The organism is Ruegeria sp. ABF4_144 (genome assembly GCF_056160045.1).
Genome location: NZ_JBSWWK010000004.1, coordinates 14,349 through 41,293 on the forward strand (window position 1 = coordinate 14,349; position 26,945 = coordinate 41,293).

Consider the following 26,945-nt stretch of genomic DNA (forward strand, 5'->3'; position numbering starts at 1 on the left):
TAGTGGAAGTTACCAAGCTGGTGCCCAAATCACAGCGAACCGGGGGCGTAAGAAAAAGAATGGGGACGGCCGAGCAGTCCCGGGTGATGGCGGAGCTTCTGGCAGGATGCGCAGAAGGAGATCGGCTTGCCTTTCGAAGGTTTTACGACCTCAGTGTGCGTTACGTGTTCGGTGTGGTTTTGGCGATCCTCAAGGATCGCGACATGGCCTCGGAAGTCGCCCAAGAGACATTTGTTAGAATTTGGAAACGTGCGGATCAGTTTCAGGCCGATAGCGGTAATCCGTTGTCTTGGGTCGGATCCATTGCCCGCAACTGCGCAATTGACCGACTGAGAGCCGAGCGCGCACGCGGCTTTGTCGAATACTCTGACGAAGTGCCCGATATTATTACAAACCCTGATCCTGCAGTTCAAACACTAGACAGCATGGTGATCAGACGTTTGTTACTGGACTTGCGACCGGAATACCGGCAAGCATTATTGCTGTGCTATTTCCAAGGATACACCTACATAGAGTTGGCTGGCATCCTTGACATTCCAGTGGGCACAGCCAAAAGCTGGGTCCGCCGTGGGCTCGCAGCAATGAAGGATGCCATGATATGAAGAAGACCGATGTGGCATTGTCAGATAAGGAGCTTGACGCATTGATTGATGGCGTGGATCTCATCCGCAGCATTCCCGGCACCCATCCCGAACTCGCCGATGAGACGGAAATGCTGAGTTCGCAAATGTTTGCCCCACTCCTAAGCGCTTTGCCCGAAGTCGATCCACCTGAAGATCTCTTCGACAGCATAGACGCCGAAATCGACGGCTTGCTCACCGCTCCCGTGAAAACACAGCGGGCGCATGAAGGTGTATGGGAGCAACGAACAGACAAGGTGTGGAAGAAGATATTGGCCGAAGATGCGAAAACCGGTCGAGCAATGTACTTATTGCGATGCCTTCCAGGCGCTAAGATAAAACCACACATTCATGAAAGAGCCGAGCACCTATTTATTATCGAAGGCGAATTCTGGATCGATGGGAAAGTCTACTCGGCAGGAGACACACAGTATGCCCCGGCTAATACGGAGCATGCTGAGATAACCATGCCCGGAGGATGCTTAGTATTGGTCAGCGCTTAGGCGCTGATCTACAGCACCCAGACGACCCAGAACTCTACGCCGAACTACAGCTGTAGCGTTATCTGACGACACCTGACCCACTCAGAACAGTTCGGCACAGAAATTGCAGCCATTTGAATTGCAATTACAAGACTGAGCCGGGCACCCAACAATGTTCAAGTGCCCTGTGATACCCGGCTCCTATCCTTCTCCTGCCACTCAGCAAAACAATCGGCAAGAATAGATGCCATAGCTTCAAAATGACGCTGAGATCTATGACCCTCGCGCACGTCACACCCAAGCACACACTGCTACACAATCCGCACGGATAGGCGATCACCCTGCGCTAGCCTTGCAGACGCAATTGTCTTGACCACCTACAGCCAGCCTCAACCCTAAAAGGCTATTTTGTAGAAGAAGATACGGAATTTTTCAGTATTCCATTGTAGCAGTGAAACTTTTTCCTCGGTCATTTCGTCTTGATTTACGCAGCTATTGATGGCTCCACTCACAAGCGTCATCGCATCAGGGCTGAAACACCATTGCCGTAAGGCTCTATCCGCAGAAGCACTCTGTTTTTGCGACCTGCGTCTTATTGCCAAAAAACGCTCTGGCGAGGACACTCTATGAAGACGAAGAACGCGTTGTCGATCAGTACCAAACTGTTAACAGCATTTGTGGCTGCCTCCAGGCAAGTCCAAATTTCGTCGGCATATTTGAAGTGTTTGCCTCTTCGCTGCACAGAAGGAGGAAACATGACATGACAAGTAACCTATCAGCTGCAAAAATTGCGGAACACAGCAAAACACTGATGGAACGGGGAATTGAAATTCCGGGGATTGCGAGAAACGATTGGAAGTGGCTTCCCCATTTCTTATCAGGTGAGTCAAACGCTGAGATCGCGAAAAGCGTAGGGAAGAACGAGCGGTTTATTCGACATCGGTTGATGCGTATAGGCATCTTGAACGGAGCAGTAGGCAGGCAAGATCTCCGTCGCAAAATTTTCACCATAGGGAATTTTGCTGTTTGACTGACCAAGTAGTGTGACCAGCCTCCTCTGGCTGGTCCACTTACTACCTCGAAGGCTCAAAGGAACTCTTTAAGCAGGCAAGTGTTTTCGCGGTATCATCATAGTACCTTAAATGCCCGCGTGGCTTTCATCACTTGCACAGATGTTACGTGAACTCACCTATCGTGCGAACGCGCGATGGCTTGGTCCGCAGTGATTGACGCTTTCAACCGATGCTGACCACTCACCCTGTAAAACCGTGGGAATTTTCGGGAACAACTTACCGCGACATCCACAAAACCTTCGGCGGCACTTTCTCCGCCAAACTAATCAACGTTCCAGTGAATCACCGCGCCTGAGACATTAGATTCCGCCCTGGTGGCGTTATGGTCCACTGACGGCTCACATCACTTCGCAAAAAACATAATGATCTAAGTGCAAAGACTTCACCAAGGGTCAGTGATCTTTCTTGGAATGCTTCTGGACAAGACTGAAAAGGCTTCAATCCCAGAGCAGAAAGGTGATGCAAATGAAGCAAGCTGATCTTCGCTGAAACTTTTTCCTCTGGTGTCACGTCTTAATTGGCAGTCCCGAGCGGGATTGAAACAACAGAGAAAAGGAAACCTTATGTTCTCAAAGAAAGCACATCTTGCTGGAGCGCTCGTTCTGGCTGTAAGCGCAACCAGTGCACTTGCTCAAAACCCGGATGTTGGCGGTGCTCCAATGTTTGCCGACAAAAATATTGTTGAAAACGCTGTTAACTCCGCGGATCACACCACTTTGGTAGCCGCAGTAAAAGCTGCAGGTCTTGTTGACGCGCTCATGAGTGAAGGTCCGTTCACCGTGTTCGCACCGGTCAACGATGCCTTCGATGCGCTGCCTGCCGGAACGGTTGAAACCCTGTTGAAACCAGAAAACAAGGACACTCTCACAAAAGTCCTGACCGCACATGTCGTAGCCGGAAAACTGTCTGGCGCGGACTTGAAGAAGATGGCAGCTAAGAGTTCCGACGGTTTCGCACATCTGGACACCCTTTCAGGTGACGCTCTGTCCGCTCAGGTACGCGGCAACACAGTCTATGTTTACGATGAAAGCGGCAATGCCGGTAAGATCACTATTTCCGATGTGAACCAATCAAATGGTGTCATTCACGTCGTAGACGCTGTTCTCGTGCCTAAGTAAAGGCTTCCTTGATTGGATGAAGGCCACCAGTGTCTTCATCCAATTTTCCGCGGTTTAAAATAATCGATTTGACCTCCGACCCCAGCTACTGAGTGACACAAAAAGAACAACGGTCAAGAGGTCAGATGGAAATCTCTCTATTCTCTGATCGATAAATCTGGCGATCAAATTTCGATTTCCAACTTCATTTAAACTGCAACGTTGTCAACGGTTTGAAGTCAGCATCGTTTCGGGGACTTATCGATTGGAGTCTGGAAATCCAGTGCATATCAAACTCGCATTAGCCTCAACACTTACGGCCGCTCTTCTAGTCGGTCAGTTTTTCTCACCATTCGGAACGAGGTGTGAAAAACCGACCCGAACACCCTCTGTCACCACAGCACCATGGTCGACAAAACCAGTGGCTGATCAGATTTCAAATGAGCAGATAAATTCATTTCTGCAAAGTATATACGACGCGTTTGGACTGACCGGGGAAGAAGCGGTCTATGAAAAGCTCGCAGAGGCGGCGCACGGCGACGCGCTGGAGTATCTTTATCTCGAGCGCAACAACGCGACGGCGGGCCGCAGTCTCTACGAAGCCGATCAAACTATCCATCAAATTGACATTTTAAAAAAACAAGTCGTTCAAACCGAATGCAGCTTCACAGTCGACTTGACATGGCTAGTCGTCGGAGCCGTTGACCATGGCGAACATCTTCACTTGCGTGAAAACGCTTATAGCGCCGCGCTTTCCATCGCTCAGATCGAAGATGCTTGGCGGATTACCGATTTCGACTTGCAGAATGTGAACCGGATCACTGGTGACGAGACTTACCTGACCGAGGAAACCAATTGATGATCCGGGTTGAAAATGTCTCAATGCAATACGGTACCGGCGGGTTTAAGTTGAACGTCCCCGAATTGGAACTGGAAGCATCAGAACGTAAGGCCATCGTGGGGCCAAGCGGCAGCGGTAAAACCACGCTGCTGAACCTGATTGCTGGAATCCTCAAACCTGATCACGGACGCATAAGTGTCGCTGGAACAGATGTCACCGAACTAACAGAGGCAAAGCGCCGCCAGTTTCGGGCGACCAATATCGGTTTTGTGTTTCAGGACTTCGCCCTACTCGACTACTTGTCTGCGCGGCAGAACATCCTTTATCCATACCGGATCACGCCAGCTCTGACTATAGATAAAGCAGCCCGAAATCGCGCCGAGGCGCTGGCTGAGTCCTGCGGCATTGGTGACAAACTTGACCGCCACCCAACCGCGCTAAGTCAGGGAGAACAACAGCGGGTCGCAATTTGCCGCGCGCTGGTAACACAACCCCGACTGATACTTTCTGATGAGGCCACAGGAAATCTGGATCCCGAAAGCAAGGGGCGGATTCTGGACTTGCTGTTCGACCAGGCCACGGAGGCCGGAGCTGCCCTATTAGCGGTCACCCACGACCATGAGCTTTTGCCACGTTTCGAGAGCGTGATCGATTTTGCACAATACCGCGAGGCTTTATAGCCATGAACGCAATGTATCTCGCCATTGCTTACTTGCGCTATAATTGGGCGCGAAGCCTTATCCTTGTGATTGCAACTGCGTTGATCCTGTTTGTACCGATCGCAACGCAAATCCTATTGTCCACCAGCCAAAACACTTTGGTAGCGCGAGGTGAAGCAACGCCGCTTTTACTTGGCAGCCGAGGATCGCAATTGGATCTGACAATGGCAGCCCTGTATTTTTCGGATGAGCGGCCTAACCCCATCCCAATGCAAGAGGTCGAAGAAATTTGGGATAGCGGCCTGGGCTTGCCAATCCCTTTGCACACAACGTTTTCATCCAATGGTTTCAGGATCGTTGGTACAACGCTGGATTACTTTGAATTTCGTGGATTTGAGTATTCTAATGGACGCAGCTTGTCATTGCTCGGCGATGCTGTGATTGGTGCCGAAGTCGCAGAAAAACTGGCGAAGGACGTCGGCGACACGCTGATTTCGGCACCAGAAAATCTGTTCGATCTGGACGGAGTTTACCCGCTTGAGTTACCGATTGTCGGCATCCTCGAGCGCACAAATACGCCGGATGACAACGCGATCTTTGTCGATATTAAAACATCTTGGGTGATCCAGGGTATTGGCCACGGTCACGAAAGTGCTGTGATGGCTGCGGACCCGAGCGCCGAAACTGACGCAGTGGCAAATGCCGCGATTGTTCAGTACCAACGCATTACGCCGGACAATATCGAGAGTTTTCATTTCCACGGATCAAAGGACTACTTCCCGGCCACCGCTGTGATCGTAGTACCCGTTGACACACGATCGGCAACCATCCTCAAGGGCCGATTTTTGGATAGTGAGCACCCAACCCAGCTAATTGAACCAGCGATTGTAATCCAGGGTTTGGTTGATCGGATTTTCCGGATCAAGTCCCTCCTGGACGTGGTCACGGCAATTATCGCAATTGCCGCTGTGACCGGCATAGGCCTTGCTATTTTCCTTAGCTACCGTTTGCGAGCACGTGAGATAGCGACCGCCGTCAAACTTGGCGCGCAGCGCGGCATGGTTCTGCGACTTCTGACAGCGGAGACAACGACCCTACTCCTTCTTTCAGCATGTATCGCGGTTGCTTGTACCGCGTTCGTCTCTCGAAATGCCGAGACCTGGGTGAGCTGGCTCCTCTCGCTCGGCACATAACAAAGGAAGAACCATGAACCCGAATTTTCTATTTGCAGTATTGGCAGGCAGCATCGCGGCCACCCCTGCGGTCGCGCACTATGGTATGATTATTCCGAGTGATCCGATGATCAGTCAGGAAGACGGACGCAACATTTCGCTGACTATGTCGTTTTCGCACCCGTTCGAAATGGACGGGATGACACTGGACCGTCCCGAAGCGTTTACCGTTACACATGAAGGCAAAACCACAGATTTGCTGGGCGGTCTTCAGGAATCCACCGTTATGGATGATCAGGGCTTTACCCTCGATTTCCCATTGGATCGCCCCGGCACCTATGTCTTTGCGATGGAACCAAAGCCATATTGGGAACCCGCCGAAGACGCGTTTATCATCCACTATACCAAAACCTATGTGACCGCTTATGGCGACGATGACGGCTGGGATACTGAACTAGGGCTCAAGACCGAGATCGTACCTCTGTCCAAACCATTCGGCCTGTGGGAACACAACGTTTTCCAGGGAATCGTGAAAGTCGACGGCAAAGCCGTACCCTTCGCCGAGGTCGAGGTCGAGTTTCTGAACAATGGAACCGGTGTTACGGTAGCCGATGAGCTGATGATCACTCAGACGGTCAAGGCCGATGCAAACGGCGTGTTTACCTATGCCGCACCGTCAAGTGGCTGGTGGGGTTTCGCTGCGCTTAATACGGCCGATTACGCCCTGCAACAGGACGGTGAAGACAAATCCGTTGAGCTGGGTGCTGTGATCTGGGTTCATTTCGAAGATTGGACGGGCCAGTGATCCGCGCGATAGCAATGACAGGCATTGTCGCCGTAACCCCGTTTACGGCGACGGCTCACAAACTCATTGTCTTCGCCTCGGTGGAATGTGACGCGGTGACCGTCGAGGCCAAATTCCCAAGCGGCAAAATGGCACATAAGGGTGAAGTCCGCGTCTACGACTCAGAAAACGCTCCATTGACGACCCTGCCGTTGGGCAGTGGCGGCACACTGCGTATTCCGTTGAGCGGCCTGGAGCACACACAAGGTCTGGTGATCGAGGTCGATACCGGCGGACATGACAATTACTGGATTGTCACTCCCGAAGACATCGCAAGAAAATGCAGGAGTTGACGATGATCAATCGACTGATTTGCTCGCTCGTGATCGCTTTTATCGCCGTCAATGCCACACTGGCCTCGGCCGAGGATCGGCTCAGAGTAGTTGTAGTCAATTACCCACTACAATATTTTGCCGAACGCCTTTTGGGAGATACTGCAGACATCGTATTTCCGGTGCCGCCAGATGTCGATCCCTCCTTCTGGCGGCCGTCGATTGCGGACATCAGTACGGTCCAGTCAGCGGATTTAATTCTTCTGAACGGCGCAGAATTTGCGGCTTGGGTGAACCGTGTATCGCTTCCAAAATCGCGGATCATCACCACCTCTGAACCAATCGATGACCAACTCATTTTCACCGAAAGCATAAGTCACAGCCACGGTGAAACGGGTGAGCATTCGCATGAGGGCATTGCTTCCTACGTCTGGCTTGACCCTACACTTGCGATTGAACAAGCTGAACACATTGCAGCTGAGGTAATCGCCCGTAACCTCGCGCCCGCCGACGAGGTTCAGCTTCGGCTAGGCTTACTCCGTTCCGAGTTAAAAGCGCTCGATCAAAAAGCCAACGCTTACACTGGGCGATTTCAAAAGGTCCCATTGATCGCAACCCATCCAAGGTACCAATATCTAGGGCGACGCTACGGTCTCGACATAAAATCACTAGATTGGGAAGCGGGAGAGGCGCCAAGTGACACGCAAATCAAAGAGCTGCAAAAGCTAGCGGAAGAAACCGGTGCTCAGGTTCTGATCTGGGAGGAACAGCCGCCTGCAGCGGCCATCGATAAAGTAGCACAGATTGGTCTTCAGAGCGCCATTTTTCCCACGCTAGTGCACCCACCCTTAGACGGTTCATTCTCGGATTCCTTCGGACGGGCGATCGTTTCGCTGTCAGCCGCGATGTGCCGCCAAGACGCCGTAAGTGTTCAAGATAAACAAAACCTAGATGGCGAAGCGTCATGTTGAATCGATCTCTTCAGTGCCTCATCGAGGGCTTTCGTTTCACTTATTTCGCGAACAACTACGCCATCCGAATGTTTGGCCTCGTAGCCCAATCAGTTGGAGATAGAAGAAACCGTCTAGTGTCGCGCCGGATCGATTTTTTCTGTGAAACCCCGCGAAATAAGACCGCACATCCAGGCTCGCAGTTTTCCGCCAATTTAGGCCAAGCCCAATCGAAGCAAGCATACAAACGGCGACTGGACGAATTAGCAATCAACGGTGAAGAGTTCTGCGTTTGCTGTGCCGCTGAATCGAATTGTGGAACTCTCGATAAGCTCGTTCAATCGCGCATGCAACGCCCTCGAGGCTATCGCTTTTTGCCGGTGGTGCACGCGATGAGACAATTCTCAAACACTATAATCCCAGGAACTTCACTCTTGTGCAAAAACCTAAGCCGGATTTCGTTTCGAAAGCTACGGGCAGACCGCTCAGCGATTTCGACTCAAAATAACCTGACAACGCAACCAAAGCTCTAGTCTCGTCATGCCCAACATCACTGGTACCAACGGTAACGACAGCATTGACGTCACAAACGACAGCGGGACGTTAAACGGCACACCACAAGGAACTCCGATCGACAATATTCGTGCGCGTGGTGGCGACGATACGATCTCCGTTACCGACAGTACTATCGCAAACGACCTACGCGGCAATGGTGGTTCCGACAACATCGCCTTTTCAGGCAGCACAGTAACTGGAGTTTTGAGTAGCGGCGCCGACGCGGACACGGTCAGCGTCTCCAGCTCGACTGTCGGAAACATCCGGCTGGGGGGAGGAAACGATACACTGAATTTCATAAGTACCTCCGTCACCGGGGACGTTCGCGGTGGCGGCGGGACCGACACGTTAAATCTTCCTGTCGGCACAATGGTCGATGACAATACCTTTGGAACATTCGCTGTGGCAGCAAACGTCAGCTACAGCTTGTCGAGTGGCACGTTCACGTTGCCTTCCGGAGCAATAGTTACCTACACGGCGTTCGAAAACGGGACCGGCTTTCCGTGCTTTACTCGAGGAACACACATCGAAACTTTAGAAGGAAAAAAAAGCGTAGAGCAGCTCAAAGTTGGCGACACAATAGTGACACAAGATCGAAAAAATCAGCAGATACGCTGGATCGGTTCTCGCAAATTTGACGCAATTGATTTTCAAACCAATCCCAAACTGCGACCAATCCGCATTTTGGCCGGCGCCTTGGGTAACGGGCTGCCAACACAAACTCTTTCTGTGTCGCGTCAACACCGAATGCTGGTGCGGTCAAAAATCGCCAAACGCATGTTCGGTGAAATAGAAGTGCTAGTTCCGGCGATTAAACTCACTGCCCTTCCCGGTATTTCCATCGATGAAAACACCGAGAGCGTAGAGTACTTCCATTTGCTCTTTGACAACCATGAAATCATTTTTGCGGAGAACGCTCCTACAGAAAGCCTGTTTATCGGCCCGGAGGCAGTTAAGTCTCTGAATGCCGAAGCCGTTGAAGAAATTCACGCTATTTTCCCGGAAGTTGCCGACTTGGACTACAAACAAAATCCTGTCCGGTTCATCCCGCCTGGAAAGCTGCAAAAGCAACTGATCGCTAGGCATCTCAAAAACAGTCAGCCCCTCATCCGCAACAACATCCAGAGGATCGACAAGAACAAATAAACGTCAAAGACGGACCCCTTTCTACGATCTTACGCCAAATTCTAAGACAATCCAGTTCCAACAAAACATGAGAGCTCTTGATGTAAGAGACGAACGAAGCCTCAGAGCCGCGTTGCAAGCTTTAACTATGAGTGATGAGGGTAAGCAGAACAACTCACCAAAACCAAAGAGATTGACGGAATGCTCTAGTCGACAGGCAGCAACCGTGCCTGGAGGGCGTCTCGTGCTTGTCAGCGTTCAGGTTCTGACCCGAACTACCCAGATGATCCAGAAAGCCCCAGCCAACCACGGGCCGAAAGCTATCCGTCGACGCTTGGTCAAAACAGAAAAGATCAGCGCTGAGAGCGCCGCCATTGCTATCAGCGTTGGAAGATCGCGCCAGCCGAGCCAGGCGCCCGCAGCACTCAGCAGCTTGGCATCTCCGAGCCCGAGTCCATCCTGTCCTGTTCGAGCAAAATAAGCGCCACCAAGCGCTGCAAAAACCCCATAGCCCAGAAGGGCGCCGAGAAGCGAAGCGCCTGGCGGGGTCACACCAAGCCATAAGCTACTCAGCAGTCCGAAACTGACCAGCGGCAGGCTTGCCGCATCTGGAATCCGAAAGCTGCGAATGTCTTCTATGCATATCCACAAAAGCAGAAGTGAAATCAGACAGGTTGCAGCCCACTCCGCAGGCGAAACTAACGTCAACATTTATTGGTAATCCTGGGTCCCAATGGCTGCGTTCTGACCAGAAGATACGAAGCAATTCAAAAATCCGTTGCAGCTGCGAAACTTTTTTCTTGGGAACTTCGTCTTGATCTACGCAGCCCCTGATAGCGTCACCAAAGTTGTCGCTACAGGGCTGAAAAACCGTTGCCGTAAGGCGCCTATCGCAGAAGTTTTTTGTGAAACGACGTCTGACCGAGCAATTTGAGAACTGACGAGGACACGATATGAAAATGAAAAATGCATTGTCGATCAGTACCGCACTGGTCGCAGCGCTTGCGACGGTCTCTGGGCCCGTTCTAGCGTCGTCGCATCGCGAGGCGCCGGGGATCACCAAACACCCCAAACTGGACGGCACGGACTTTTACATGTTCCGCAGCTACGAGCCCGGCCGCGAAGCCTATGTGACCATTCTAGCAAACTACCAGCCGCTGCAGGTCGCTTACGGTGGTCCAAACTATTACACCATGGATGAGGACGCTGTTTACGAGATTCACATCGACAATGACGGTGATGCGATTGAGGATCTTACATTTCAGTTCAATTTCGAAAACCAACTGGCGCTAGGTGGAGCGGGTATCGGACTGCCTATCGGTGGCGTGAACGTTGCCATCCCGTTGAGGAATAGCAATACCATTACCGGACCAGTAGACGGGGATCTGAATGAGTCAGAAACCTACACTCTTACGCTAATCGAAGGCGATCGCCGTGACGGCACGCGCAGTGCGATCACAGATGCTGCCACACAAAACGCAACTTTTTTCAAGCCTTTGGACAACATTGGGCAGAAAACCTTCGAAGGTCCTGAAGGCTACCAAAACTACGCTGAGCAATTCGAGTACAACTTCAACATGCAGGGCTGCAACCTTCCAGGTCGCGTCTTTGTTGGGCAGCGCGCTGAGGCCTTTGCCGTAAACCTTGGCGAAGTGTTCGATCTGATCAATCTTGTTCCAATCGAGGGAGTAGGCATCACTCAAGACCGTGCCAATGACGACGTGGCTGGTCGAGTGAATGTCACGACGCTAGCTCTGGAACTTCCGATTGAGTGCATTGCAACGGCTAGCGATCCAGTAATCGGAGGATGGACAACAGCAAGTATTCCGCAAGCAGAGCTTGAGAACCCGGACCCAACTTACGAGGACACTTCGCGCGTTGGTGGCGCATTGACGCAGAAATCCCGGTTGTCGATGCCATTGGTAAACGAACTCGTAATCGGTCTTCCTGACAAAGATCTGTTTAACGCGTCCGAGCCGTTCGACGATGGCGAAAACTTTTTGACCTACGTAACCAATCCTACGTTCCCGGCAATTGTCCAGTCTCAATTTGGTGAAAATGGAACAGCACCTACCAATTTTCCACGTAACGACCTGGTAGCTGCTTTCCTTACAGGGTTTGAAGATGTGAACATGCCTGGGGGTGAGAATTTCAGGGCCTCGGAAATGATGCGTCTGAACACAATGCTCCCCCCGACGCTTCAAGTCGATCAGCAAACTCTGGGGCTTTTGGCTGAGGACGTTGCAGGCTTCCCGAATGGACGCCGCCCTGGCGATGATGTCGTCGACATCGTCCTGCGGGTTGCGATGGGAAGACTGTGTCACAATGTTCCTCTGGGAGCCGAACTAGAAGTCCCAGGAGCTGTCGAAGACACGGACACGGATAACGTTAGCTTGCGGCTCTGCTCACCTAATCAGGCTGCTGTAGGACTCACAGAGTTCACTGATGGCGCTCCGATTTCTGCAGGCGATTTGCAGAATGAGTTCCCGTACCTCAACACACCGATTTCGGGTTCTCCGAACAACTCTGGTGCACCAGAGCCGCAATTGTGAAACCCACGTCCGGAGAATTAACAAAATGTCTCTGAAACAACTCAGAACCTCAGGCACAGGCCTTCGACTGGCGGTCGTCTCCGTTCTACTTTTGGGGCTCGCAGCGTGTGACGACAGTGACGGCCCAGACGGAGAGTTCCTTATTAGTGAGCTATTCGACAGGGCGTTCAATCAAAACGCCAACGACACCCCACTAGCGCTCGTCAACGACGGACTGATTGTTGACCTGGAAAATGATCCCTTCAGCGTTGAAGGAATTAGAACTCAAGGTCAAACACTTCAATGACAACACAGCCGCCGCCGGTCATCCGGCGGCGGCTATTCAGTTTCCGGGAATGATTTCGACTTCTCCGCTTTCGCCGTCACGTAAGATTACCCGTTTCACAACTACTTTCGAAATGCCTACTTCGGCTGTCGCCTCTACAGAAAATGCGTCCGAGCTAAACCCAGACAGAGGTGGGAGAACAAGACCAATCGCAGCTAGGTCTGACTGGTCAATACTTCCTTTTGCGCTCCTACGTGACAATAGACCGTCAGCAGCAACATCATTTCGGAACATTGCCGACATCACAGTTCTGTCGGCCGCATTTAGGTTCAGATTATGCCTTACAGGCAGAGCCGTTACATGCGGTTTCAGTTTTTCCACAGCTGTATCCGATATCCCTTTCTGCCGAAGATCTTCCGGAGACGCGAGAAGACCATCTGCAGCAATAATGCGGACAATTTCCGCACCCAGAACCTTTGGCAGATCCAATTGAACAAGTAGTTCTTCAAACACACTCAGTTGAGTGGGCCCTCCCGCCTCTAACGAATTGAGATCGAACCGTCCGCGCAAGTCTTCGATTTCAATAGCGAAGTTTCCAAATTCAAACTGAGCAATTTTCTGCGCAGCCTGCGCCCACTCCTCTCCTTGATGATCGCTGTCTGGCGCATCGATAAGATCCCGACGCAATGCAATTGCGACTGAAGTTATGCCACCTTCGGCCAATGCACGAGCTTGAGATAAGTCCCGGGCCGTGGACAATCGATCAAGTGCACGGCCCTGACTTGAAAGCATAACCTGAACCAACCCTGCCCCTGCTGCAACGACAACCAGAACATTCAGAAGGCTGACACCCTGATCTTTCTTCCGCTTCATTGCGTAACCGGAGCTGGGAGCGAGATCAAACGGACCAAGTCGTCATTAGGCAACTCAACGACCAAGCCCTGGTCTGTATTTGAATGAAGAGCAAATTGTGTAGCCTCTTCAAGAACGACTTGAACGATGCGTTCATCGTCTGGCCATACGAGCTCACGACGCAGCCCATTGTCATCCGCCCGCCAAATTACAACATAGCTCTGCTCGACCAACCGAAGGCTACCTTGGTCTGTCAGTCCGACGCTACGAGCGGAACTAGTGTCCAGGATTAGCAACTGAAACGCGCGATCAAGCACCATGATATTATCGATCCGGCCCTTCAATCTGGCATCTTGGCTGACAACCCCATCCAAAAGGGTGAAGCCGGCAATACCAATCATGGCAGAGACCGACAATGCAGCCAGCACTTCGATCATCGTGACGCCAGATTGGCTGCAACGCCGGTTCATGCGACCCGAACGACTTCGTCGCCATTTATCCGTAAAACAGCCAGGCTACGTGAACAGACTCTATTAGGCTCGAAACGTGCAGCGCCTAACAAACCATCAATAGGCTTGCGCTGCGTTAGATTTGCGCCGCTGCCCGCACCACGAGCATACGCGACCGCGTCAACTGCCAGCGCACCGATTATACCTAATTCATCGTCGAGCTGTGTTCGAAAGCTGGTCGAGAGCTGGTTGAATTTCTGTGGATCTGGTCCGGTGAAACAAGCTTTGTCCAAGCGAGAAAATTGTGTGTCTGAAAGACCCGACCATTGTACTGATCCAATTGTTGTCACACCTGTTTCAACTGCTGCGACCGCCTGCTCCAAAACTGCCGAACTCGCACCTGGCACGTAAATTATGTCGGGAAGCTCACCCCCCCCGGCACTGCGAAGGGCCTCACCCATTCTGGAGGGATTGGTGTTTGCCGGAACGACGGGTAGAAGGGTTGCTCGGGACCCTGCAGACAAAGCAGCCCGGGACCTAATACCCAGCGGACCATTGTCCTCCAGTGTTGCAATTCGTCTTGCGCCCGAGCCGGCCGCATAGTTAAGCACCGCTTGTGCCGACTGTTCAGGCGTTACGCCAAATACCCAGGCCCCCTGAGTTGCCAAGCTGTTATCGTTAGAGAGAGTAAGAACCGGAACGTCGCCAGCGGTTTTCAGAACTGCGCTTGTTTGCTCGCGAAACAGAGGCCCAACTATCACGTCAGATCCAGCGGCAACAGCCTGCGAAGCGGCAGCAGATGCCATCTGAGCAGAGTCACCGGAATCCAATATATTGGTACGTGCAGTTGAGACGCCCAAATCCTCAGACAACCAAACTGCTTTTGCCATCCTGCGACCCAGTTCTGCCCGCGGGCCTGAAAGCGGCAATAAAGCCGTAACCCTTCGTTGCCCATCCAGCTTACTAACGCCCTGAGAAGGTAGACTAGAAGCACAACCGGAAAGAACCGGCAGGCTTGCAAGTGTAAGACAGAAACGTCGACGATTCAGGTTTGCAGCTTCATTCATGTATCTCACTCCGGTTTGTACTCTGAACAGGTCCAGGTATCAGCCCACCAGCGTATTGAGGTTGACGATCGGCAGAAGGATCGCGAGCACCAGAAGCATTACGATTCCACCCATTGCCAGCAGAACCAGTGGTTCAACCAGCCCCACCATAGTTTTGATCCTAGCCTGCAGATTTTGCGATTGATCATTCCAGAATTGCCCGAGCATGAACGGCAATCGACCACTGGCTTCGCCACTTGCAACGATGGTGATCATCATCGGCGGAAACTCTGGATGGGCTGCAAGCGCTTGCGAAAGGGACACTCCCTCGTGAACGTCATCCGCGACCTGCATAAAGCATGAACGCGCCTGGAGATTTCCCACTGTTGCAGTTGCAGCTTTAAGGGCGTCAGTCAGTGCCACGCCGCTTTGTGTTAAGGTTGATAGTGTACCCGTGAATTGGACCAGAACGATTTGCCTGGCTAGACCTACCCGCCAAAGCACGCGATGCCACATCACACGCACCGCCGCATTGCGTGACAATGCAACAAAAACACCGATTAGAACCGCAACGGCCAAAAGGATCCAAACTCCGAATCTCGAAATCGCGTCGCTCAGTGCAATCATCGTTTTGGTAAGTGGCGGCAAGTCAGCACCGCGCGCGGCGAAAACCCGGACAATATCTGGCAAGACATAAACCAATAGCGCGAAAATGACTGCGACAGATACCGCAACCAAAATCGCAGGATAAATCAACGCTAAAACAACTGTCTGACGGTGACGCCGCGAGGCATCCATGTGATCGGCCAAGTGATCCAAAACGGCGCCAAGTCGACCAGATTGCTCTCCTGATCGTAGTGACGTTAGATAAAACCGGTCGAACTGAGCTTGTTGCTGTTCAAGTGCCTTGCTGAGACTGCCGCCGTTCAAAATCTCAGTCCGTGCGGCACGGCAAAGTGCTGAAATACGTGGCGTCGTTTGGGCTGCAATCGCAGCTAGAGCTGACTCAATCTGCACACCGCTTGATATCAGTGTCGCCATTTGGCGGGTGAAGACCGAAACCTCTGCTGCGCTCAAACGAGTTGATCCGGACCAAATACGCAGGTCACCCAATTCAGGGACAAAGCGTGCCTCACTCACTGATAACGCCAGAAGATTCTTCTCACGCAGGCGCTCCCGAGCGCCAGAAATGTCAGGGGCGTCCAATACACCCCGGCGTGTTGTGCCAGCCTGATCGACGGCGCGATAACGAAATCTGGTCATCCTACACCATCTGCACCAGGGTCAAGGACGACCCTGGCCACCTCGTTTGGCGTAGTCAAACCTTGCCGGATTTTGCCAACTCCGTCGCCCAGTAGGCCAGTAGACAATCCACCTGCGGCACTAGACAACTCAGCTTCGCTTGCACCGGATGCAATCAGTTTTTCCAAGTCGGGCGTTACTTCCACAAGATCGTAAAGCGCCACACGCCCGCGAAACCCACTGCCTTCGCAAGCTGCGCAGCCGATACCGACCAAAACTGTCTCATCGGCTGCCATTTCATCACCGAGCATCGTGATTTCGGCCGGAGTTATATCTCGTGGCCGAGCACAATCGGGACAGACCCGGCGCACCAGCCGCTGTGCAATCAACCCCCTAAGCATAGGTGCCAACAAGAACCGTTCGATCCCTAAATCAATAAGCCTCGCAACCGTTCCGATCGCGCTGTTCGTATGCAGCGTCGACATCACTAAGTGCCCAGTCATTGCGCTTTCAACAGCGATCCGGGCCGTTTCACCATCGCGGATTTCCCCAACCATGATCACGTTCGGGTCTTGCCGCAACAATGCCCTCAAACCGCGTGCAAAGGTCAGATCTGTCGCAGGGTTTACCTGCATTTGTGCAATGCCGGGCAAAGCATATTCTATCGGATCTTCGATAGTCATAATGTTTCTCTGCTTGTCATTGAGCAGATCGAGACCGGCATACAGCGTCGTCGTCTTTCCAGATCCAGTCGGACCGGTCACAAGTACCAGACCATCAGGTCTATGAAGCAACCGCTCAAATGTTGCGCGCATCTTATCGCTCATGCCCAACGTTTCCACACCAGTTCGAGTCTGGTTACGGTCGAGCAGACGCAGAACAACTCGTTCGCCATGTTGTGCCGGTATTGTCGAAATCCGGGCATCCATATGAAACTCACCAACTCGTATGGATACACGACCATCCTGAGGCTTGCGTTTTTCAGCGATATCCAATCGCCCTATCACTTTGATTCTACTAATTAATTGTGGCGCAAGCGCGCGATTGGTATTAAGTGCCTCGCGCAGAATACCGTCGACTCTAAAACGGACGACCAGAGCACTCTCTTCGACCTCGATATGAACATCCGATGCCTGTGATTGGATCGCTTCCAGCAACAACGCATTAATAAGTCGCACAACCGGAGCGTCGTCGCGCTGATCCAAGAGATCATCAACCTCAGCTGCACTATCGGCCAGAGCTTCAAGATCTGCGCCCCCCGAAACTCCGGAAGCTTGCTCGGCTGCACCTGCCGCAGCACTGGCGCTGTCACGGTACAACTCTTCAAGTGCCTCTGAAAGAGCATTGGCAGACACGCTTTGAACCTTCAACGCATGTCCATTTACACGCTGCGCTTCGGCAAATGCAGTGAGGCTTGTCGGCTCTGAAACAAGGCAAGCATCACCCTTTAGAGCAAGCCCATTGGTACGCGAAAAGGAATAGGGCAGCGTTGTCATTGCGCATCCTCCACAACGAAACGGCCGCTAACAATACCCGGTTCAGGACGACGCGCTAGTTCAGCGCTGAGTATACGCACCCTATTCGGGCCAGTAAGCTCATCCAGCCATCCGACCAAATTGACAAACGCAACTTCGTTTAGCGAAATCGTGAGCGCTGAACCCTGAGGATCGAGGCGTTGAATATCTACACCAATCCGACCAGCGGTTTCAGTGACCCTGATAGGCAAAGGTGGCAGGGATTCATTTGCGGTTTGAGCCTGAAAGCCGCCTGTCGAAAGCTGATCCAACAAACCGGAGATTGAGTTTAGCTGAGCAATTTGAGAGCGGCTGGCAGCACGCCACTCAATTGCCGGGGACCCCACAAGAGTCCAGATCAAGACTACAGATACAGCGAACCCAGTTATGCTGATCAACCACGTTTCTCGCTCGGTTAGGCGTCGCATTACGCGCCCCCCGCGATTACAATTTGCATTTCGGCACCAGCATCGCTGCGTGTTGCCGCCCCACCAGTTGTTGACAAGCCAGCTTGTTGGAAGGCCGTTTCAACAGATTGAAGCGCCGTTAGGTCGTTTGCTTCGATCAACAAAGCAAGATTGCCGGATACCGCATCATATCTGAGTTCGCGAACAGTTACAGAAAATGTCGAAGGTAATGCATCGATTGCTTGAACTAATGACGACAACAGCGGCTCCTGCCTTTCACCCTTTTGAGCATACTCTGCAAGCGTGGTCGCGATGGTCGACATTGGGGCATCAGGATCGATGTTTAAGCCAAGACCTGATATCCGGTCCTGAACCTGAACCAAACGATCTGCTGCGATACGTTCCAAGGCAACTGCATCAGCCCATAATAAGCCGGTGTGAGAAACCCCCGCGGCGAGAAGAACAATAGCCGCAAAGCGGGCCAGCGCGACAAACCGACGGTCCGATCCCCTGCGAGAAGAACCGACCAAATCAACCGATAGCACACCCGCATCCAGCGGCGGGATTGCTTCTGTTTTGAATGTGGCGGTAACGCCTACTGGCAGCGAACCATGATACAATTCGATTTCAGGCGATCCGAATGCTCGCCAAATGTCTCCAAAAAGGTCAGGCCTCGTCGCGAGTCCAGCCCCATTTGCACAGCGCAAATGGACAGTGTCTGTTCCACACCAAACCGCCCAGGCATCTGCCCTTGAGGGCAATGGAACCCCCAATGTATCGGGCAGAACAGGCCCGGTCACCTTTTCATGTTCAAGAATCCCGCTCAACCTGTCGTTATTTATTGCGACGCACAACCAATCACCGCTGGAGAGTTGCGGACCCAAAGCCAAAGTGACCTGCTCGACAGGTTCCGCCAAATAGGGCTCGACAGCAAAGGGAAGTGCAGAACGACGCTGGCGTGCGGATTTCACCGGCAGAGACACCGGGAAAATCAGCGTTGCAGCCCCTGGAATGAAAGTCGGGGAGAAGGCGTCAGAGGTAACCGCCCCCATCACCCGATCACGCAGAGTTGGGTCTACACCGGGACTGCCTGACGTTCCCGAAAGCGGCACCAAGGCCACAGACCGTTCTGGATGGCGCTCTTCATGGTTCACGCTAACCTCTTGTTTTAGCATACTTTTTTTCCTTTACGGAACGAGTGAACGCGCCTATGTACCCGAAGATACGAAAGCCAGACAGGAAAAGTTTCATGACTAGATTCGCATCCAGAACCCAAAACTCACGCAAAGCTGATGCTGGCGTAACGCTAATAGAAATGATGGTTGTGCTCGTCATAATTTCGGTGGTTGCCGCTTTGATTGTGCCCAATGTCATTGGTCGGCCGGACGAGGCGCGTGTGACCGTTGCGCAGACGGACATGCGCACCGTGGCTAATGCTCTTCAGCTGTATCGGCTGGACAACGGAACCTATCCAACAACAGTCCAAGGCCTTAACGCTTTGGCAGAGAGACCAGTCAGCCCGCCACTTCCCAGATCATGGCCCATAGGTGGCTACTTGGCGGATGTGCCGTTGGATCCGTGGGGAACACCTTATGTTTATCGCGCAGCTGCCGGGCAGTTCGAACTTGTTTCGCTGGGCGCTGATGCGGCTCCTGGAGGAAATGGTGTGGACGCAGACATCCCAATGCGCACAGGCGAGGCGCAAGCTGGCTCGTGACCTACTCCCGCGAACAACGCAGGTCTGAAACCGGTGTAACGCTGATAGAGATATTAGTCGTCCTGGCGTTGTTTGCAATCGTCGCCGGCGCGGCCATCCTCTCTGTGCCATCACGTCAAGCATCGACGGAAAGCGATCTTGAATTGCTGACGCTGCAATACCGACTTGATGCGGCCATCGATCAAGCGCTTTCCGGCGGAAAAAGTTTTGGCATCTGGCAAAACAATGAAGATATCGTCTTACTTCATTTGGTTGACGACGAAAAGTGGGAGCCTTCTCCGGACACCCGCCAAAACTCTCCGAAACTTTTTGCCCGGTATGCCCGTATCACTTTCCATGTGGACGAAGACAAGGTGTTCGCTGTGTCGCCGGCATTGGCGCCACAAAGCGGGCGCGCCTTGCGCATCGAAGTGACCGACGGAGCCGATCTAAGCTTCGACGGCCTGCGCTTGATGCAAATCGGAGAGGACAACAAGAGAAATGCGACGCAAGACCGATAGCGGATTTAGCTTGCTCGAGGCGCTCGTCGCCATGAGCATTCTGTCCGTATCCGCTGCGACGCTGCTTTCAGCAGTTGAGGAACATACACGCGCTATTGCGGCGTACTCTGACCGGGCAACGGCCCGTTGGATCGCGGAAAATCGGTTAGTCGAATTGGGTCTCGGCCTAAGCGATCTAACAGACATTGTACAATCGGACGGTCGCGATTGGTGGGTATCAACCGTACGTTCCAACACCTCTGACTCTGAACTGAGCCGGGTCGAAATATCTGTCAGTCCAGTCAGTGAGCGCAATTCGGCTCTTGTCCGGTTGACTGGGTTCATTGAAAACGCGGGCGGTGCAAAGTGAGGGCGATCGCAGAATTACTTTTGCGTCTGGCTCTGGTTGGGCTGGCAGTTGGTTCGCTGGTTTACGCTGCCGTACCTGTAGCACGTCATTCGATGGGAATCGTGGTTTTAGAATCCACGTCTCCTGCAAGGCCTCTAAGCATCCCGGCAACTGAACGCCCAAATCTTGAAGTTCTACTACAAAAGTCTCCTTTTGGCCGGACCAACCTATCAAACACTGCTGAAACAGTACCATCCGGCAACTTGCCAAAGTTCGTCCTGAGAGGCGTTGTCCTTTCTAGCCAGACGGGTTCAACGGCGTTTCTTGAGATTGATGGAACCGTTGGCCTTTTTCGTGAAGAGGAATCGGTGACACCCACATTTGCCTTGTCCGATGTGGCCGCGGATCACGTGCGCTTGACCGGCCAGAACCAGACACTGACATTGTTCCTGAACGACGAAGATACGGCTCTTGAAAGCGATGAATCCGAAAAGAAAACCGAAGATCAGATCGCGCAAAAGCCTCTAAAGTACGTAGTGCCAACCAAGCGCGTAAAGTCTGGGCCTCCCGAGACTACGTTGGAGTACATTGACTATTGGCGCAAACGTATCCGCAAGAACCCTGGTGCGGTACTGCGAGATATTGGCCTGAAGCCTACTGATGACGGCTATGTCATCGCAGAGCAGCATAACATCGGTGTCAAACTGGCCGGGTTACAATCGGGAGACCTGGTGCGTTCGGTCAATGGCCAAGCCGTAGGTAACCCCGACGACGACAGGCGATTTTACGACCGAATTGCCGCCTCTGGCCAAGCCCGTCTCGAAGTCGAGCGCAATGGTCGGATCCTCACTTTTTCCTTTCCACTAAGGTGACAACATATGCTGTTGCGTATTCTTGCACTATTGCTGGCTATTGCCGCATCTCCCCCAGCGCTCTGGGCGCAGGAGGAGCAATTCACGATAAACCTGCGGGATAGCGACATATCGCTCCTGACCGAACAGATCGCGGATATTACGGGCCGTACATTGATTGTACCCCCAGACCTAAGCGGCGAAATTACAGTGGTGTCGGCAGACCCCTTGGACCGCGACGGCGCGTGGGAGCTGTTCCAGTCGATCCTCCGGGCACGCGGTTTTCATGCCGTTCAAAGTGGTATCGTCTGGCAAATCGTGCCTCTCGACACCGCACGGGCTGCAGCAAAAAGCGGCCAAAATGCCGAGACAGCTGGAAGTCAGGACTTTGTGACACGACTGTTCAGACTTGGAAACCTGCCTGCGACCGAAGCTGCCCGGGTTTTGCAACCACTTGTGGCGGCATCCGGTTCCCTGGAAGCCCTAAGTGAGCCAAATGCAATTTTGGTCACAGACACCGCCGAACGAGTTGCCCGCATTTTGTCATTGGCCAACGGACTGGACCAAGAACAAAATCGCACTTCACGCGTCATCCAGTTCCGCAATACCCAAGCCGGCGTCGTGGGCGCAGCTATTGCAGAAGTTTTGGGACCCAACCCGACCGGTGCAAGGTTGTCGGTAGATCCAGGCTCGAACACTCTGCTTGTACGCGGAACAGTAGCCGAGATCGAAGAGGTGGACACTCTGGCCCGCGCAATGGACGTACCCCCCGTTCCAAATCCGCAGATTGAAGTCTTTACGCGTGTTTTTCCGTTGCGCTTCGGTGAGGCCGAACAAGTGGCAGGTATACTGAACACCGCTCTGTCTTCTGGGGGAAACATAACCACTAATGCCGTCGCGACCGATCTGGAGCAAAACGGGCTGGATACAACTCAGACAATTTCCAACGGGGAAGCGGTCACTATTGCTGCGGATACAGCTCAAAATGCGATTGTAGCCCGCGGAACAGACTCACAACTGAATGAAGTTGCTGGCCTGCTCCAGAAACTCGATAAAAAACGCGCGCAGGTACTGATAGAGGCTGCAATTGTTGAAGTTTCAGGCGATGTTGCAGACCGGTTGAGCGTTCAGCTTGGCCTGAATGAATTTGCCCCACCTGGCGGAATTGTAGCTACATCTTTCGGCAATGGAGGCGCTGCGCTTGGTACACTCCTTGCGGCCCTTGGTGGTGGGAATGCAGGACTCGCTCCGACTGGTGGTACTTTTTCAATAGGTAATAGTGACTTCGGAATTCTGATCCAGGCATTGAATCAGACAACTTCTGCAAATTTGCTATCCACGCCCTCGTTAATGACACTGGACAATCAAGAAGCCTCGATTGTCGTTGGCCAAAACGTGCCGTTTCGTACGGGAACATTCGCCACGGATGGAAATAGCGTCGAGCCATTTACGACGATCGAGCGGCAAGATGTCGGGCTAACAATGAATGTTCTGCCGCGCGTCAATACAGGCGACACTGTACGTTTGGATATAAGCCAGGAAGTTTCATCGCTGGTAAATGCCAATGTCGAAGGCGCGGCCGACTTAATCACCAACCGTCGAGCCATACAAACAAGTGTTTTGGCTCAAAGTGGATCAACTATCGTCCTAGGTGGGCTGATTACCCGCGACAATCTGAAATCGTTTCAGAAAGTACCGGGTGCAGCCGATATTCCGGTCCTTGGAAACCTGTTCAAATCACGCAGCAGTAACAGCACAAAACGAACACTGTTCGTATTCCTGAAACCGACGGTGATGCGTTCGAATGTTTCACTGAAAACGACGTATGAAGAACGACTTCGATCGCTGGACCGCGCTCGCGGCACCCTTCCCCTCGAAGAAGGAACTCAAACGCAAAGACGAAGTGGGTCTGCACCTGTGAATCTTGAGTTAGGAGGTGTGTATTGAATAAAATTTCCATCAAAACCCAAGCGTATGACTTGGACTACCTAATTATGCGTGTAGCATTGCGGGACCGAAAAGCCTTTGATGCGCTTTATGCTCAAACCTCCGGAAGACTCTTTGCTGTTGCAGTAAGGATAATGAAAAACCGCGCCGAAGCAGAAGATGTGCTCCAAGAAGCATTTATCCGGATATGGCAACGCGCAGATACCTTCCGACCCGGCCAATCTGGCGCAACATCTTGGTTAATCACGGTCACCCGCAACCTGGCCATAGATAAATTGCGCGCAAGAAAAGAACCGCCTGCGCCAATTGAAATGGCGCAGAATATCCCGGACGGCAATCTAACGCCGGAAGCCGCCACCGCTGTGTCCGAAGAAAGAAGCCAAATCGAAAACTGCTTGGAAGAACTGGATAATCAACGTGCCGAAGCCGTGCGATCTGCCTACCTGGAAGGTTATTCCTATCAGGATCTGGCCGATCGTTTCGACAAACCGATCAACACAATTCGGACATGGCTGCGTCGAAGTTTGATTAGCCTTCGTGACTGTTTGGAGCAATCTGCAAGATGACTGGATTTACCATAGAACCTGATGAGTATGACGCGCTGGCGGCAGAGTATGTGCTGGGCGTTCTCAATTGGGAAGATAGACAACGCGCCGAACAGCTAATGCGGTCCGATACTGTGTTTTCTGACCAGATAGAAAAGTGGCAGGCAAGGCTTAAAGGACTGAATGATAGTTTTGGCCATCTAATACCGCCATACCGCGTTAAGACCCGCATTGACCGAAGCCTGTTTAACACACGGCGTTCAACTTGGATTTTCTGGGGCCGGTTAACCGCCGCTTCCACGTCGCTGGCGCTGGTCTTGGCGCTACTCGGCTGGCAAATCACCAACAACATAACTCCTGATCAAGACTTAATGGCCGAACTCAGTGGCGAGAACGGCTCTGCAGTTGTCAGCGTTGACCGGGATCTAGCCCAGTTGAATATCGTGTCCGAGCTGGGTGATCTACCGAGCGGGTCAGTTTATGAGCTTTGGCTTCTGCAAAACGATACACAACCTGTGTCTTTGGGAACCTTTAGTGCCAATGATTCATTGCCGCTTCGCGAAGAGCTCACAAACGGCGCTAACCTGGCCGTTAGTATCGAAATGGCTGGCGGGTCTCCAACGGGCTTACCAACAGGCCCTGTCGTCGCACTGGGAGAGCTACAAGATGTTTAAGGTGCTTTCCTCCCTTCTATTGGTGTGCTTCAGTTCACTTCCGCTCACCGCCCATGAGTTTTGGATCGAAGCACCTCAAACTACATCGTCTGAAGGACAATATGTGACGCCGGCTGTCTTTGTCGGAGAAAAACTGGTGGGCAAGCAATTTACGTTTGATCCTTCGGGGTACGAGCTGGCTGTTTGGATCGGACCAGAGAATTCCCAAACTTTGAATTCACATTCTCTGGCTAATGGTCGGCTCGCCGCGTTAGGTGACGGCCTACATATTCTCGCAGTAAAGACCTTTCAACATAAACACGCATACAAATCTGAGAGTAGTTTTCTCGACTTTGTGCAGTCGGTCGGTCTGGATGGTCGAGTAAACACTGCCGAGCCCAGTGTAACTGAGAACGGATTTGTTTACGAAACGTATCGGCGTTACTCTAAAACACTCGTCCAATTTGATAGTAAGTTCCAGCCAGATAGAAGAGTCGGTTTGGAAAAGGAATGGGTACGCGAACAAGACGGGTTTAGACTGTACTCCGGATCAGACACCCTCGCGAAACAACCATCGTGGTTGTTTTGTCGCTCTTCGAACGACGACCAAGTCAATGTAACACCGTTAGAAACAAATGAAGATGGCCTGGTGCAACCAATACTGCCCGACAATACCGACTGTCTGCTGAATACAGTGACACTCCGTCGTCAGCTAAACGGCAGTTGGCATAGCGATTGGGTGTCGACGTACTTTACGACGACGTCGAAAAACCAAAACCCCAGATCAAAAGTTGAATAGTCAAGACACTCGAACCACTAAGAAAGTATGGAGTACGCGACAAACAAATTGTCGGAAACCAGACGCGAAGCTTTTTGACGATCCAACAGAACAGGATTCACAAACGTTTCCCTTCCCTCAGACAAAACTCGAGTTCTTTCGTAAGTGTGAGTCAATTTCTTCGGGGACCACCATCGTATCTAGGCTAAAGGTTCCACACTGTCTCACATCTTTTACGGTAACTTTGTCGTTTCCAATTTTTTCCATTCCGACAGGACTCGAGTAAATTTTCCGGTGACCATAATTAGATACACTTAGGAGAAACCCATTATAGACTTGATACTTTGTCAAATAGGATGGGTACAGGACCATCAAGCCCAGATTCATATTCGGCATTCCTTCACAATCCACATTAAAAAAGTAAATTCTCTCGCCAATGAGAGAAACCACACTGTCCAATGTATGGAAGTAACTTGAGTTACGATCAACGTGCGAAACTTTTTCAAACTCAATTGATTTAGCAATAAACACACTGTCAACATTTGCAATATTGACTAGTGTCTTAAGCACCTTGGTACTATCCCTCGGATCACGAATGTAAATGAAGTATTTTCCGCACATCGCCAACATGCGGTCGTTGGTTTTGTTTGACTCAACCATGACAGACTGAATAGCCTCATGGAGACTGGCGGGTAAAGCTATCTCATCCCTCTGATAATCGAAGAGACTCTTAAACTCCCGTTCGTCAAGGTACACATCACCTTCATCTATTTTATAGTGATCACAAATTGCCTTCAAAGACTTCAATGAAGGAAGAGATTTCCCGTTTAAGTATTTGTTAAGCTGTTGTCGATTAATCTGCAACTGCCGAGATGCCTCAGCGATTGAACCAGAAAGCTTAAAAAGAAATCTAAGGTTCGTTCGCATATTTTGAGCTGATACATTATCCATCAAGTTAACCTTGCTTCTCATTATGGAAACTGCAGCAAACACTTAAGTGAACCAAGGTACGTCGGGCTAGACGAACTTCATAAACTGCTGGTAGTTTCTTACGACTCTTAGTGACCAATTAACCTTTGCTTTGCCCTTGTCACCCCGAAGATCGCCTATCGGAAAGACTCCGTGAAAACCTTTTTTGGGTTTATCCGGATAAGAATTTCAGACAAAAGTTACAGTCATTTTCTGCCTCTCTGTTTTGCCTTCGAGTCGCAATAAATCGACTCGGTAAAGGAAAATATATATTAGTATGTTTTAAGAAATTTTTCAACAGAAGCATACAGATAAGCGAAAATATGAACGCATCATCCACAAGGTGTCACAATTAAATGCATAGAAGAAAAATCTTCGGCTCGGCGCTTAAAGTTACACTTTCTGCAAATACCGCACTTCAGTTTGACAGAAATAAAATTGGCAACCTCGTTCCCTCTCCCATTTGAGAAACCGCCTAGATAGTAACCCGCCGCCTCAAAAGTCAATTCATACGAGAGCTCAAGCTTGCCCCAGAATACGCTATCCAAGATATTATTAACGAAAAAGCAAGTAACATTCTAAATATTTTTCTACTTTAAGGTGTGCATTGAAAAGCGCTATTTTTTTGCGCTCCGATCGC

29 protein-coding genes are annotated in these 26,945 nt (G+C 51.6%); 20 read left to right on the forward strand and 9 right to left on the reverse strand.

Translation table 11 applies throughout. The features are described from left to right. Positions 1-2: 2 nt before the first annotated feature. The 11 genes from ACXAGD_RS22325 (at position 3) to ACXAGD_RS22375 (ending at position 9,711) form a co-directional block, all read left to right on the forward strand. A complete protein-coding gene (locus ACXAGD_RS22325) occupies positions 3-602 on the forward strand; it encodes an RNA polymerase sigma factor (protein WP_475214214.1) in 600 nt (199 codons plus the stop codon). After that, positions 599-1,123, forward strand: coding sequence for a cupin domain-containing protein (locus ACXAGD_RS22330; protein ID WP_475214216.1), 525 nt, complete (start codon positions 599-601; stop codon positions 1,121-1,123). Before ACXAGD_RS22325 ends, ACXAGD_RS22330 begins: the two co-directional genes overlap by 4 nt. A gap of 739 nt (positions 1,124-1,862) precedes the next feature. Further along, positions 1,863-2,132: a hypothetical protein gene (locus ACXAGD_RS22335; RefSeq protein ID WP_475214218.1), complete on the forward strand. Its 270-nt coding sequence runs from the start codon at positions 1,863-1,865 to the stop codon at positions 2,130-2,132. Between the two features lie 606 nt (positions 2,133-2,738). Beyond that, positions 2,739-3,293, forward strand: a complete 555-nt coding sequence (locus tag ACXAGD_RS22340; RefSeq protein WP_475214220.1) for a fasciclin domain-containing protein — start codon at positions 2,739-2,741, stop codon at positions 3,291-3,293. A gap of 400 nt (positions 3,294-3,693) precedes the next feature. Further along, positions 3,694-4,131, forward strand: coding sequence for a hypothetical protein (locus ACXAGD_RS22345; protein WP_475214222.1), 438 nt, complete (start codon positions 3,694-3,696; stop codon positions 4,129-4,131). Continuing rightward, the gene (locus ACXAGD_RS22350) at positions 4,131-4,793 is read left to right on the forward strand and encodes an ABC transporter ATP-binding protein (RefSeq protein ID WP_475214224.1); all 663 of its coding nucleotides are present in this window, start codon (positions 4,131-4,133) and stop codon (positions 4,791-4,793) included. Before ACXAGD_RS22345 ends, ACXAGD_RS22350 begins: the two co-directional genes overlap by 1 nt. A gap of 11 nt (positions 4,794-4,804) precedes the next feature. Then, a complete protein-coding gene (locus ACXAGD_RS22355) occupies positions 4,805-5,965 on the forward strand; it encodes an ABC transporter permease (RefSeq protein WP_475214226.1) in 1,161 nt (386 codons plus the stop codon). Between the two features lie 13 nt (positions 5,966-5,978). Then, positions 5,979-6,749 carry a DUF4198 domain-containing protein gene (locus tag ACXAGD_RS22360; RefSeq protein WP_475214228.1) on the forward strand — a complete coding sequence of 257 codons (771 nt, stop codon included), beginning with the start codon at positions 5,979-5,981 and terminating at the stop codon, positions 6,747-6,749. Then, positions 6,746-7,081 carry a hypothetical protein gene (locus ACXAGD_RS22365; protein ID WP_475214230.1) on the forward strand — a complete coding sequence of 112 codons (336 nt, stop codon included), beginning with the start codon at positions 6,746-6,748 and terminating at the stop codon, positions 7,079-7,081. Before ACXAGD_RS22360 ends, ACXAGD_RS22365 begins: the two co-directional genes overlap by 4 nt. A 2-nt stretch (positions 7,082-7,083) precedes the next feature. After that, positions 7,084-8,031 carry a metal ABC transporter substrate-binding protein gene (locus ACXAGD_RS22370; RefSeq protein WP_475214232.1) on the forward strand — a complete coding sequence of 316 codons (948 nt, stop codon included), beginning with the start codon at positions 7,084-7,086 and terminating at the stop codon, positions 8,029-8,031. Between the two features lie 519 nt (positions 8,032-8,550). Next, positions 8,551-9,711, forward strand: coding sequence for a Hint domain-containing protein (locus tag ACXAGD_RS22375; RefSeq protein ID WP_475214234.1), 1,161 nt, complete (start codon positions 8,551-8,553; stop codon positions 9,709-9,711). A gap of 237 nt (positions 9,712-9,948) precedes the next feature. Here the strand turns inward: ACXAGD_RS22375 and ACXAGD_RS22380 are convergent, their stop codons facing one another. Beyond that, positions 9,949-10,401 (reverse strand): prepilin peptidase, encoded by a 453-nt coding sequence (locus tag ACXAGD_RS22380; RefSeq protein WP_475214236.1) that lies wholly within the window; start codon positions 10,399-10,401, stop codon positions 9,949-9,951. 248 nt (positions 10,402-10,649) lie between these two features. Here ACXAGD_RS22380 and ACXAGD_RS22385 point away from each other — a divergent pair, with 248 nt between their 5' ends. Further along, positions 10,650-12,242, forward strand: coding sequence for a DUF4331 domain-containing protein (locus ACXAGD_RS22385; protein ID WP_475214616.1), 1,593 nt, complete (start codon positions 10,650-10,652; stop codon positions 12,240-12,242). 322 nt (positions 12,243-12,564) lie between these two features. Here ACXAGD_RS22385 and ACXAGD_RS22390 read toward each other — a convergent pair whose 3' ends face one another. The 7 genes from ACXAGD_RS22390 to gspL are packed head-to-tail and all read right to left on the reverse strand — an operon-like array spanning position 12,565 to position 19,192. Then, the gene (locus tag ACXAGD_RS22390; RefSeq protein WP_475214238.1) at positions 12,565-13,380 is read right to left on the reverse strand and encodes a type II secretion system minor pseudopilin; all 816 of its coding nucleotides are present in this window, start codon (positions 13,378-13,380) and stop codon (positions 12,565-12,567) included. Then, a complete protein-coding gene (locus tag ACXAGD_RS22395) occupies positions 13,377-13,796 on the reverse strand; it encodes a PulJ/GspJ family protein (protein ID WP_475214240.1) in 420 nt (139 codons plus the stop codon). Before ACXAGD_RS22395 ends, ACXAGD_RS22390 begins: the two co-directional genes overlap by 4 nt. Before the next feature lie 29 nt (positions 13,797-13,825). Further along, positions 13,826-14,875 (reverse strand): penicillin-binding protein activator, encoded by a 1,050-nt coding sequence (locus tag ACXAGD_RS22400; RefSeq protein ID WP_475214242.1) that lies wholly within the window; start codon positions 14,873-14,875, stop codon positions 13,826-13,828. Between the two features lie 39 nt (positions 14,876-14,914). Continuing rightward, the gene (locus tag ACXAGD_RS22405) at positions 14,915-16,117 is read right to left on the reverse strand and encodes a type II secretion system F family protein (protein WP_475214244.1); all 1,203 of its coding nucleotides are present in this window, start codon (positions 16,115-16,117) and stop codon (positions 14,915-14,917) included. Continuing rightward, positions 16,114-17,592, reverse strand: a complete 1,479-nt coding sequence (locus tag ACXAGD_RS22410; RefSeq protein WP_475214246.1) for a GspE/PulE family protein — start codon at positions 17,590-17,592, stop codon at positions 16,114-16,116. The genes ACXAGD_RS22405 and ACXAGD_RS22410 overlap by 4 nt, the downstream gene beginning before the upstream one ends. Continuing rightward, on the reverse strand, positions 17,589-18,038 hold the full coding sequence (gspM, locus tag ACXAGD_RS22415; protein ID WP_475214248.1) for a type II secretion system protein GspM: 450 nt from the start codon (positions 18,036-18,038) through the stop codon (positions 17,589-17,591). Before gspM ends, ACXAGD_RS22410 begins: the two co-directional genes overlap by 4 nt. Further along, positions 18,038-19,192, reverse strand: a complete 1,155-nt coding sequence (gene gspL / locus ACXAGD_RS22420; RefSeq protein WP_475214250.1) for a type II secretion system protein GspL — start codon at positions 19,190-19,192, stop codon at positions 18,038-18,040. Before gspL ends, gspM begins: the two co-directional genes overlap by 1 nt. A gap of 74 nt (positions 19,193-19,266) precedes the next feature. Here gspL and gspG point away from each other — a divergent pair, with 74 nt between their 5' ends. Genes gspG through ACXAGD_RS22460 form a run of 8 tightly spaced genes read left to right on the forward strand, consistent with a single transcriptional unit; the run spans position 19,267 to position 25,357 of the window. Next, positions 19,267-19,734, forward strand: a complete 468-nt coding sequence (gene gspG / locus ACXAGD_RS22425; protein ID WP_475214252.1) for a type II secretion system major pseudopilin GspG — start codon at positions 19,267-19,269, stop codon at positions 19,732-19,734. Further along, complete coding sequence (locus ACXAGD_RS22430) at positions 19,731-20,234, forward strand: type II secretion system protein (protein ID WP_475214254.1); 504 nt, start codon at positions 19,731-19,733, stop codon at positions 20,232-20,234. The genes gspG and ACXAGD_RS22430 overlap by 4 nt, the downstream gene beginning before the upstream one ends. Further along, a complete protein-coding gene (gene gspI, locus ACXAGD_RS22435) occupies positions 20,215-20,583 on the forward strand; it encodes a type II secretion system minor pseudopilin GspI (protein WP_475214257.1) in 369 nt (122 codons plus the stop codon). The genes ACXAGD_RS22430 and gspI overlap by 20 nt, the downstream gene beginning before the upstream one ends. After that, positions 20,580-21,434, forward strand: a complete 855-nt coding sequence (locus ACXAGD_RS22440; RefSeq protein WP_475214259.1) for a type II secretion system protein N — start codon at positions 20,580-20,582, stop codon at positions 21,432-21,434. The genes gspI and ACXAGD_RS22440 overlap by 4 nt, the downstream gene beginning before the upstream one ends. Before the next feature lie 6 nt (positions 21,435-21,440). Further along, entirely contained in the window at positions 21,441-23,360 is a 1,920-nt protein-coding gene (gspD, locus tag ACXAGD_RS22445; protein WP_475214261.1) for a type II secretion system secretin GspD, read from the forward strand. Further along, positions 23,357-23,926: a sigma-70 family RNA polymerase sigma factor gene (locus ACXAGD_RS22450; RefSeq protein WP_475214263.1), complete on the forward strand. Its 570-nt coding sequence runs from the start codon at positions 23,357-23,359 to the stop codon at positions 23,924-23,926. Before gspD ends, ACXAGD_RS22450 begins: the two co-directional genes overlap by 4 nt. After that, a complete protein-coding gene (locus ACXAGD_RS22455; RefSeq protein ID WP_475214265.1) occupies positions 23,923-24,579 on the forward strand; it encodes an anti-sigma factor in 657 nt (218 codons plus the stop codon). Before ACXAGD_RS22450 ends, ACXAGD_RS22455 begins: the two co-directional genes overlap by 4 nt. Then, complete coding sequence (locus ACXAGD_RS22460) at positions 24,572-25,357, forward strand: hypothetical protein (RefSeq protein ID WP_475214267.1); 786 nt, start codon at positions 24,572-24,574, stop codon at positions 25,355-25,357. Before ACXAGD_RS22455 ends, ACXAGD_RS22460 begins: the two co-directional genes overlap by 8 nt. Before the next feature lie 117 nt (positions 25,358-25,474). Here ACXAGD_RS22460 and ACXAGD_RS22465 read toward each other — a convergent pair whose 3' ends face one another. Beyond that, complete coding sequence (locus tag ACXAGD_RS22465) at positions 25,475-26,287, reverse strand: helix-turn-helix domain-containing protein (protein ID WP_475214269.1); 813 nt, start codon at positions 26,285-26,287, stop codon at positions 25,475-25,477. Between the last annotated feature and the right edge of the window lie 658 nt (positions 26,288-26,945).

Excerpts from the sequence above, each read along its gene's own strand:
- ACXAGD_RS22330 (WP_475214216.1), top strand. The coding sequence starts at position 599 with ATGAAGAAGACCGATGTGGCATTGTCAGATAAGGAGCTTGACGCATTG.
- ACXAGD_RS22335 (WP_475214218.1), top strand. The coding sequence starts at position 1,863 with ATGACAAGTAACCTATCAGCTGCAAAAATTGCGGAACACAGCAAAACA.
- ACXAGD_RS22340 (WP_475214220.1), top strand. The coding sequence starts at position 2,739 with ATGTTCTCAAAGAAAGCACATCTTGCTGGAGCGCTCGTTCTGGCTGTA.
- ACXAGD_RS22350 (WP_475214224.1), top strand. The coding sequence starts at position 4,131 with ATGATCCGGGTTGAAAATGTCTCAATGCAATACGGTACCGGCGGGTTT.
- ACXAGD_RS22355 (WP_475214226.1), top strand. The coding sequence starts at position 4,805 with ATGTATCTCGCCATTGCTTACTTGCGCTATAATTGGGCGCGAAGCCTT.
- ACXAGD_RS22360 (WP_475214228.1), top strand. The coding sequence starts at position 5,979 with ATGAACCCGAATTTTCTATTTGCAGTATTGGCAGGCAGCATCGCGGCC.
- ACXAGD_RS22370 (WP_475214232.1), top strand. The coding sequence starts at position 7,084 with ATGATCAATCGACTGATTTGCTCGCTCGTGATCGCTTTTATCGCCGTC.
- ACXAGD_RS22375 (WP_475214234.1), top strand. The coding sequence starts at position 8,551 with ATGCCCAACATCACTGGTACCAACGGTAACGACAGCATTGACGTCACA.
- ACXAGD_RS22380 (WP_475214236.1), bottom strand. The coding sequence starts at position 10,401 with ATGTTGACGTTAGTTTCGCCTGCGGAGTGGGCTGCAACCTGTCTGATT.
- ACXAGD_RS22385 (WP_475214616.1), top strand. The coding sequence starts at position 10,650 with ATGAAAAATGCATTGTCGATCAGTACCGCACTGGTCGCAGCGCTTGCG.
- ACXAGD_RS22390 (WP_475214238.1), bottom strand. The coding sequence starts at position 13,380 with ATGAAGCGGAAGAAAGATCAGGGTGTCAGCCTTCTGAATGTTCTGGTT.
- ACXAGD_RS22395 (WP_475214240.1), bottom strand. The coding sequence starts at position 13,796 with ATGATCGAAGTGCTGGCTGCATTGTCGGTCTCTGCCATGATTGGTATT.
- ACXAGD_RS22400 (WP_475214242.1), bottom strand. The coding sequence starts at position 14,875 with ATGAATGAAGCTGCAAACCTGAATCGTCGACGTTTCTGTCTTACACTT.
- ACXAGD_RS22405 (WP_475214244.1), bottom strand. The coding sequence starts at position 16,117 with ATGACCAGATTTCGTTATCGCGCCGTCGATCAGGCTGGCACAACACGC.
- ACXAGD_RS22410 (WP_475214246.1), bottom strand. The coding sequence starts at position 17,592 with ATGACAACGCTGCCCTATTCCTTTTCGCGTACCAATGGGCTTGCTCTA.
- gspM (WP_475214248.1), bottom strand. The coding sequence starts at position 18,038 with ATGCGACGCCTAACCGAGCGAGAAACGTGGTTGATCAGCATAACTGGG.
- gspL (WP_475214250.1), bottom strand. The coding sequence starts at position 19,192 with ATGCTAAAACAAGAGGTTAGCGTGAACCATGAAGAGCGCCATCCAGAA.
- gspG (WP_475214252.1), top strand. The coding sequence starts at position 19,267 with ATGACTAGATTCGCATCCAGAACCCAAAACTCACGCAAAGCTGATGCT.
- gspI (WP_475214257.1), top strand. The coding sequence starts at position 20,215 with ATGCGACGCAAGACCGATAGCGGATTTAGCTTGCTCGAGGCGCTCGTC.
- gspD (WP_475214261.1), top strand. The coding sequence starts at position 21,441 with ATGCTGTTGCGTATTCTTGCACTATTGCTGGCTATTGCCGCATCTCCC.
- ACXAGD_RS22455 (WP_475214265.1), top strand. The coding sequence starts at position 23,923 with ATGACTGGATTTACCATAGAACCTGATGAGTATGACGCGCTGGCGGCA.
- ACXAGD_RS22460 (WP_475214267.1), top strand. The coding sequence starts at position 24,572 with ATGTTTAAGGTGCTTTCCTCCCTTCTATTGGTGTGCTTCAGTTCACTT.
- ACXAGD_RS22465 (WP_475214269.1), bottom strand. The coding sequence starts at position 26,287 with ATGGATAATGTATCAGCTCAAAATATGCGAACGAACCTTAGATTTCTT.